Annotated in this window: 8 protein-coding genes and 1 pseudogene; 5 read left to right on the forward strand and 4 right to left on the reverse strand. The window is 40.2% G+C overall.

The window, feature by feature from the left end; genetic code table 11:
• From C7B62_RS25900 to ureC, 4 genes and pseudogenes are all read left to right on the forward strand, one after another.
• Window positions 1-321 (forward strand): annotated as a pseudogene (locus C7B62_RS25900) (urease accessory protein UreD); the annotation flags it as partial.
• A gap of 35 nt (window positions 322-356) precedes the next feature.
• Window positions 357-917: an urease accessory protein UreE gene (locus C7B62_RS22610; RefSeq protein ID WP_106242770.1), complete on the forward strand. Its 561-nt coding sequence runs from the start codon at window positions 357-359 to the stop codon at window positions 915-917.
• Complete coding sequence (locus C7B62_RS22615) at window positions 917-1615, forward strand: urease accessory protein UreF (RefSeq protein ID WP_106242773.1); 699 nt, start codon at window positions 917-919, stop codon at window positions 1613-1615. The genes C7B62_RS22610 and C7B62_RS22615 overlap by 1 nt, the downstream gene beginning before the upstream one ends.
• 94 nt (window positions 1616-1709) lie before the next feature.
• Window positions 1710-3422 carry an urease subunit alpha gene (ureC, locus tag C7B62_RS22620; protein ID WP_106242777.1) on the forward strand — a complete coding sequence of 571 codons (1713 nt, stop codon included), beginning with the start codon at window positions 1710-1712 and terminating at the stop codon, window positions 3420-3422.
• 110 nt (window positions 3423-3532) lie between these two features.
• Here the strand turns inward: ureC and C7B62_RS22625 are convergent, their stop codons facing one another.
• The 3 genes from C7B62_RS22625 to C7B62_RS22635 all read right to left on the reverse strand — a co-directional run bounded on the left by C7B62_RS22625 (window position 3533) and on the right by C7B62_RS22635 (window position 7063).
• Complete coding sequence (locus C7B62_RS22625; RefSeq protein WP_106242780.1) at window positions 3533-4669, reverse strand: Gfo/Idh/MocA family protein; 1137 nt, start codon at window positions 4667-4669, stop codon at window positions 3533-3535.
• A 122-nt stretch (window positions 4670-4791) separates the two neighbouring features.
• Window positions 4792-5688, reverse strand: a complete 897-nt coding sequence (locus C7B62_RS22630) for a CoA-binding protein (protein WP_106242783.1) — start codon at window positions 5686-5688, stop codon at window positions 4792-4794.
• A 118-nt stretch (window positions 5689-5806) separates the two neighbouring features.
• Complete coding sequence (locus C7B62_RS22635) at window positions 5807-7063, reverse strand: ATP-grasp domain-containing protein (RefSeq protein WP_106242786.1); 1257 nt, start codon at window positions 7061-7063, stop codon at window positions 5807-5809.
• A 414-nt stretch (window positions 7064-7477) separates the two neighbouring features.
• Here C7B62_RS22635 and C7B62_RS22640 point away from each other — a divergent pair, with 414 nt between their 5' ends.
• Complete coding sequence (locus C7B62_RS22640) at window positions 7478-8218, forward strand: hypothetical protein (protein WP_233220110.1); 741 nt, start codon at window positions 7478-7480, stop codon at window positions 8216-8218.
• A 293-nt stretch (window positions 8219-8511) separates the two neighbouring features.
• On the opposite strand, the gene ruvX is transcribed toward C7B62_RS22640, so the two are convergent.
• A partial coding sequence (gene ruvX, locus C7B62_RS22645; RefSeq protein WP_106242793.1) for a Holliday junction resolvase RuvX occupies window positions 8512-8667 on the reverse strand: 156 nt, incomplete at its 5' end.

Genomic DNA, 8667 nt, shown 5'->3' on the forward strand with positions numbered 1-8667 from the left:
TTTACTGATGCCATGCGCCTAGAAGGGAAATCTAATCTTTTTAAAGATAATCATTTATTTGCACCTTTGCCAATTATGGGCAATGCGATCGTAGTTTATCCTAATTTAGATTTAAAAGTATTAAGTAAAGAATTAGAAGAGATACAAATAACTAATTTTCCTAATCTTATGGTTGCAACTTCAATTTTGCCGAGGGACTGTGGTGTGATAATTCGCGCTTTTGCCAACAAAACTATTCAACTCAAACAATATTTTAAGCTGGTATTAGAACATATTCGTAATTTAGTTAATCAACCTGCTTTACCTTATATCCCCAAGTAATTGAACATAGCCTAATAATAAATGAAATAAATAAAATGACAGAAGTAGCTAATCAATATTTAGGAAATATCCAAGAAAATGCTGAACTATCTCAACGATTAACCAGAGAAACCTGTTTAAAAGTTTATCTCAGCCAAAGCGATCGCGTTGAAGGTAGAATTCATGTCCATACTAATTCTGGCGTTGCTGTAGGAATTATTAAAAGTCGCGATTTTTTTTTACAAGAAGGAAATGTATTTCAAACCGAATCGGGAAAATTAGTCTCAATTCATCTACAGCCAGAAAAATTAATGGTGCTAAGTTTTTCTAGTTCAACGGCAGATACTTTACCTGCTAAATTAATCCATTTGGGTCATGTTTTAGGCAATCATCACTGGCCGATAATTGTCCGCAAAAATAAAATTTATCTTCAGCTAACAGCAGATACAGCCGTAATGGAAGCGACGATCGAGGATTTTCAAATTCCTGGTTTGAGAATAGATTACGAATCGCGTAGCGCCCTAAAGGATACACCTTCGGATAAAGCCATGCCGTTAGGCTTATCGCCCATCGAACACCTCGACTTTTCCGACCATACCCATCATCCTCAAAGCTAATGATTCAGTTCCAGATGCCCCAGCAGCTTGCAATGATGCAGCTATCTGATTCTTTTTTCCCCACTGGTTCTTTTACTCTTTCTCATGGAATAGAAGCCTTAGTTCAAACTGGAAAAATTCAGTCGGCAAAAGATCTACAAGTCTTTTTGCAGCTGTTGTTACTTAACAAAGTAGGAACGACTGATATAGTAGCACTAATCTATGCTCATCGAGGCAGTAAAGACGGCGATTTAGAAGCAGTGAGACGAGCCGACCAGCAACTATTTGCCCAAACCGCGATCGCCAAAATCAGAGAAACTCAGCGTCAAAGTGGACGAGCTTTGCTAATGGTGGCTGGTTCTACCTGGCAAAATGAACAATTGGAAATCCTCAACCGAGAGGCAGCTACGGGTGAAATACACTGTTTGCATCCAGTTATCTTTGGTGTAGTCGCTGGGATCGCAGGTTTGAGGGAACAAGATGCAGTATTGGCTTTTTTACATGGTTTGGTTACTAGTATCTTGAGCGCAGCTATTCGTTTGGGTGTTTTAGGACACATCCAAGCGCAGCAAATTTTGCGATCGCTAGCACCAGATATTGAAGCAGTCTGGTCAACTGCTGCATCAATGAATTTAGAGCAGATGTGGTCTTGTACTCCCTCGATTGATCTGGCTCAAATGCAACATCCAAAATTGGCTCAGAGGTTGTTTGCTAATTAGTTGTTGATTATCAAGTGCGATCGCTCTATTAACATTTAAAATTAACACCCTTTACTTCTTAATCATTATTTAACCCTTACCCTTAATTAAAACTATGAGTTATCGTATGGATCGACGGGCGTATGCCGATACCTTTGGTGCAACAGTAGGCGATCGCGTTCGCTTGGCAGATACAGAATTGTTGATTGAAGTCGAACGAGATTACACTACCTACGGTGACGAAGTAAAATTTGGTGGCGGTAAAGTAATCCGCGATGGTATGGGACAATCACCGATATCCCGCGCGGATGGTGCGGTAGATCTGGTAATTACCAACGCCTTAATTCTCGACTGGTGGGGTGTGGTCAAAGCCGATATTGGCATCAAAGACGGCAAAATATCTAAGATCGGTAAAGCTGGCAATCCTTATATTCAAGACAACGTTGACATCATTATTGGTGCTGCTACAGAAGTCCTGGCAGGAGAAGGACATATTGTTACGGCGGGAGGAATAGATAGCCATATTCACTTTATTTGTCCCCAACAGATCGAAACTGCAATCGCCTCTGGAATAACTACAATGATCGGCGGTGGTACTGGCCCTGCTACTGGTACTAATGCTACTACCTGTACTCCTGGCGCGTGGAATATCGCGATGATGCTGCAAGCTGCCGATGCTTTCCCAATGAATTTAGGCTTTTTGGGCAAGGGAAACAGTGCCAAACCAGAAGGATTAGTCGAACAAGTCAAGGCTGGCGCAATGGGTTTAAAACTCCACGAAGATTGGGGAACAACCCCCGCTGCGATCGATACTTGTCTGGGTGTTGCCGATGAATATGATGTCCAGGTAGCAATCCACACCGACACCCTTAATGAATCGGGTTTTGTCGAAGATACGATCGCCGCCTTTAAAAATCGAGCAATTCATACTTATCATACTGAAGGTGCAGGAGGCGGACACGCACCAGATATTATTAAAGTTTGCGCTTTAAGTAATGTTTTACCTTCTTCTACTAATCCCACTCGTCCTTTTACCGTCAACACTCTAGAAGAACATCTCGATATGCTGATGGTGTGTCATCACCTCGATAAAAGCATTCCTGAAGATGTAGCCTTTGCTGAATCGCGTATTCGCCAAGAAACTATTGCAGCAGAAGATATCTTGCACGATTTAGGAGCATTTAGCATGATTTCTTCAGATTCTCAAGCAATGGGCAGAGTTGGGGAAACTATTATTCGTACTTGGCAAACTGCCCACAAAATGAAAGTACAACGGGGTGTCCTAACTGATAAAAATCAGCAATCAGCTGATAATTTTCGCGCTAAACGCTATATTGCCAAATACACTATTAACCCTGCAATTACTCATGGTATTGCCAGTCATGTCGGTTCAATTGAAGAGGGTAAACTAGCCGATATCTGCCTTTGGAAACCCGCTATGTTTGGTGTAAAACCAGCAATAGTACTCAAAGGTGGTGCGATCGCTTGGGCGCAGATGGGCGATCCTAATGCGAGTATTTCCACCCCTCAGCCCGTACACATGCGTCCTATGTTCGGTAGCTTTGGTGGTACAACTGCTGCGACCTCTTTAACCTTTGTTTCTCAAGCTGCACTGGATGCAAATATTCCCGAACAAATTGGCTTAAACAAAATGATTGCTGCGGTTAGCAATACCCGCAAGATAAGTAAGACAGATATGAAACTCAATGATGCCTTACTCAATATTGAAGTCAATCCTGAAACTTATGAGGTCAAAGCAGATGGAGAACTGTTAACCTGCGAACCTGCTAAAGTTTTACCGATGGCGCAACGTTATTTCTTATTTTAGTTTGATACTTAGTTTGATACTTAATCTGAAATACAAAAAAGAATGAAACAGATCAACTCTCCCCTAGTCCCTATTCATAAAATTTGTAGCCAATCTTTAAATGTTTCATACTATATTGCCCATGTCATTGGTTGAATTGGTTCAAAAGTAGATTTAACCTGATAAGTAGAATTACTTTCTGTGGCATGATGAATTGCGAGGACTAATTCATTGACGTGGAGGGAATATCTTGCCGAAAGACGACAGGGACGATCTTCTCTAATGGCATCAGCAATTTCGGCAATGCCACGGGCAAAATCCATTTGAAAAGCCCCGCGATAACTATATTTCGTCTTAGTACCCATTAAAGGATATTTTTGTTTGATTGGGCTGACGATCATCTTTCTGCGGATGCTGAATCTTCTTCTAATATGTACAGGAGCATTATAAAACCAGGAATCGGGAGTACTTAAAATACCGCGATCGCCAAAGATCCGTAAAGAATGATCGTGAGCTGCAACAATACTACAGGTCAATCTAACTACTACTCCTGAAGCAAATTTAATACAGGCGACAGAAAAATCTGGTGCATTATGGTCTAAGGGAATATCAGTATTTTTATCTTCAACCAATGTAGAACTAAAGCCTGTAACGCTCTCTGCACGCCCAAAAAAAGCAGGAAACCAAGAAAGATAATATCCTGCATGTTCCATAGTGCAGCCTACTTCAAATTCGTCTTTATACGGCCAAGGAATACCCGATTGATTAACCCAGGCTTTATAAGGCATTTTGTGGACTAAACCATCATCCATTTCACTATAAACAACATACACCTTGCCGACTACATCTTCTCGTAATGCCTTCCAGATTGTCTGTGCTGTTTCTCCCAAAAGACTACAGGGTGCTGATGATAGATGCAGTCCTTTGTGTTCGGCAAGTTCCACCAGTTTTTCTGCTTCCTCCAATTTCATCGCCAGAGGTTTTTCCGAATAAACGTGCTTATCTGCTAATAGACAGGCTAAATTGATTTCAAAATGGCTTTTAGGATTAGTCAGATTTACTACTAACTGAACTTGGCGATCGCTTAGTAACTCATCTAGGGATTGATAAACATTTACTCCGTGATGTTGAGCAAAATCTTGACATCTAGCTGAATTTAAATCGTAAACTCCTGTTATTTTAAGTTCTGGATAATTTTTTAGCGTAGTTAAATAATAATCTGCTACAAAACCGCAGCCAATAATGGCAATATTAATTATTCTAAACATTTCCAAAATGGTTTTAATCTTTAGATTTTAGCGTATATTAAATACTTACTCTGACTTTTAATTACCAAAGATTTTCCTGGAAACTTTTGCCCAAAGACGATTATGCTCTTTGAGCTTGGGTTTTAGCTGTTGTCGGCTAGAGCTTGTTTAATAAGGTGCGTAATGTCACTGGGGCTTTTAGCTATTTTAAGCCCAATTTTGCGTAATTTCGTGGCGGTTTGGCGATCGCGATTGGCAATGGGAATTGAAGCGGAGAGATGATTAGTAATGATAGTCACAGCATCCTGATAAATTTTTGTCTGGGGTGCTTTTAGACCGACTAAGTAAACTACTATAGGCTTCTTGTCAGCATGGTTTTGCTTATAGGCGATAATTGAATCAACTTGACTAATCCTCTGTCCAATCACAACAATTGCTTTAGTGTGAGGATCTTCGTTGAAGGTTGCCAACCAGTAAGCTAAATCAGAGCCAATAATACGGTCATTGCCTACACTGACAATCATCGACTGTCCAATTTGAGCTACATTTAATTCTGCTGCCACCTCATAACCAAGATGCCGACTAGAAGTGATTAAGCCTACTATTCCTGGTTGATAAAACTGAGGCTGCAAATTACCTAACCAGACCTGTTGAGGAATAACAATCCCATGACTCCCAGGGCCTAAAACTAGAGTATTAGTTTGCTGAGCGCATTTGAGCAATGCAATCGTATCTTGGGGAGGGACTTTAGAAGTAAAGACAATAATGCAACGAATACCAGCAGCGATCGCTTCTTTGGCAGCATCAAGCACTTGATAGGGGTCAACAAAAATCAAGCTAATCTCAACTTTGCCGAACTCCGTCTGGACTTGTTCCACCAGATCAAAGACAGGCAAACCTTCTACTGTCGTCCCGCCTTTACCAGGGCAAACTCCAGCGATAATGTCTGTCCCATAAGTTTTCATTTGCAGAGCGCAAAAAGCTGCTCGATCATCAGTAATTCCTTGAATAATAACCTTGTTGGGGTGAAACCAATTCATAGACAGAAATAACGCAGTGGGAATGGATTGAGTAGTTGAATAAAAAGAATAAAGCAAAAAACATCAACTTGGCTATGTTTAGTGGTTATCCCAGCACAATTTTGAGCGCGAAATTACTTTAACTAGATTTAACTATGGCGATCGCCTGATGAATGCTGTCCTCTAGGCTACTAGATAAATAAATCTGTTCTGAACTGGCTAAATCGTTAATGTTACTGTGGTTTAGCAAACGTAAGACAAAATATGGTTTACGGTGAGTTACTACAGAAACCTGCGGTGATTGAGAGGGATCTATCTCTTCATCAACTAAAATTTGTTTTGAAGTAGCCAATTCAGCCGCTTCTTCTAAAACCTGGCAATAATCAACAACAGTTTGGGCGATCTGGCGATTAACCGCTTCAATATCCCAAATATTCAGGATGATGACTTTAATTTCTGCAAAAGACTCTAATTGTCGCAAAATACTGAGTAACTGCTCTCGATAAAGCTGAAGATTATCTCCCTCAGTAACTAAACTATTTTCAATTAAAGCACCGCAAGCAGTCACAACTTTATTTTGATCTAATAAATCCCAGGTGAGTAAAGCCGAGTCAAAACTACTACAGATCATCCCGATCTTGCCATTCTTTTGGTGCCAATCAAGCCAACGCCAGTTAACTTGACTAAAATTTTTATTAGTTGTCCAAACGCTATGATCGGCACTAGCTCGTTGTTGTGACGAAAAATTTAGGGTTTCAATAATTGGCTGTCGAGCTAAAGCATGGTCGTTGATTTTGATTCTGCCGTCTAAAGCCATCAACTCACCTTTGTTGTTAACTCCCAAAGGATTAATTTCAATCAGATCTAGGTCTTGTTCTTTAAACAGACGATACATCTTAGCCATAATCTCGCTGACAGAACAAATCAAGTTTCCTGATAGACCCATTCGAGTAGCCAACTGACGAGCATAGAAAAGCGTAAACTCGTCAGTTACCGCCACCTGCTGTAAATTGCTCAACAACGAATCAATATTCATACCGCCCCGGGCAGAACCTAGCAGCACAGGACATTTTAGGTCATAATCAAGCACTATTGCCAGGAATAACTCTCGTTCAGTGTTGTAGTGTGCCTCTGCCAAAATCACTTCGGGATATTCTCCCAAAATAGACAGATTAAATATACTGCGTGCAGCAGCGATCGCATCAATAGTATTCGCCACAAAACGTATTCCCCCAGCTTTACCTCGCCCTCCAGATCTAACCTGAGACTTTAAAACTACGGGGTAGGGAATTTGTAATTGCTTGATTTTTCTGGCATCTTGAATAGTTAAGGAAGGTAAAATAGGAATCCCTACTATTCTAAATAGCTCTTTAGCCTGATACTCTAATAGTTCCATAAATCAGCTAGTTACATTTTCTTATAGTTTAGAGTAGCTAATTCATTACTATTCGGTTAATTTGTTATCTTATGTGTAAATTGTTAAATTATTAACTTAATTTACTTTTGGTCTTGAAAATTTAGGGGCAAAGCGATTATGATAATTACTGCTCAAAAGCCCGACCTTTCCCCAAGGAAATAGTTGTTCTAAAGTAGTTAACGCAAGTAAGGCAACTTTAAGGTTTTCACTTAGCTATACTATATTTTAGTATCGCCTAAAATTATGCTCTAGTTAGGCACTCTCAACGGTCAGATGATTCACAATTCAACTATGCCCATTAACATTACGGACGATTTTTTCGCGTAACAGACTCCATCAAATCAATGGCAAAGCATTCAAATCAGGGAAAATATTGTTCGATTTACAACAGCTATGGCAAAATCTCATAACGGAAGGGGAATGGAAAAAGTTGTAATTATTATCAACGCTGAAGTTGGCGACCAAGGTCAACTGGTCTCAGCCTCTCCTGTGACTCAAAAAATGGTCGAAGCTTTACAGCAAAGTATTTTCCAAAGCTCACCATCTAGAGTAGTAGAAATAGTTTCTGCTGCTACTCTCTGGTCAAAAAATTCAAAAACCATCAAAAAAGACAGAATCACCGATACAATTTACTGTCCTCTGACAATTCAATTGCCAGACTATTTTGATTTTCCCCAAAGAAAAATTTATGCTGCCTGTAAAGACATTAATGCCCGAAGACGCTGGGTAGAAAAAAATCTCGACTGCAAAACTAGTGTTGGTGATTCTTGGCTGGGTCACCTGTGGCTGCCAATTATCCTCACAGACAAACTAGTATTTGGCGAAGTGATTGGGGAAGGTCCGATGCCTAACTCCTATGAACATCCTGTGGCTATTCCTAAGCGCCAGCAACAATCTCTTCATAATCTAGCAGAGCAGCTACTAGATTCTTTGGCAGCAACTCCCGCAGCCTATTTATTGCAATTTAGCTTATATAACGGCGAAATTGTTTTTGATCGACTATGGCCTTTTCCTGCTGCACCAGCCCTGATTACTTTGAAGACACAGCAGCCTGATTTATTTACCTGTCACTGGAACTGCTTGACTGAAAAAGCGATCGCTAAAATCAATATAACTGACGCAATGCCAATTTAGGCTGAATATTTATTATTATGATGATTGTGAGGGCAAAGGAATTTGGGAAAACCACCAACCCTCTTCTTCATTTGTTAAATTCTCTGACTAGAGGTGCAAGGTTAAACTTGTGACTTGTGAATCTATTTAACCTGAGTTCGGGTTAAGCAGATTAATTGGTGGAGATAGCTTAGAGCTAATAGCTTTTGAGATAGTTTGGATACAACTCTACTATGAAAGAAGAACGGAAAATAGTATTTTTTAAATACCTTCAAAATAAGGATTTGAGCTAATCCCGAACTCAGGTTATTTACCTAGTTACTAATTCTTTGAGCGCGTCGTGCATCTAACCACTGCTGTAAAATGATCGCTGCTGCAAGGCGGTCAATTGCCCCCTTATTGCGGGTAGAAAATTGTTTTTGAGCTTTTAGCTGTGCCTCTGCTTCCACAGAGGTCAAACGCTCGTCTAC

Source organism: Pleurocapsa sp. CCALA 161 (assembly GCF_003003995.1).
Classification (GTDB): Bacteria; Cyanobacteriota; Cyanobacteriia; order Cyanobacteriales; family Xenococcaceae; genus Waterburya.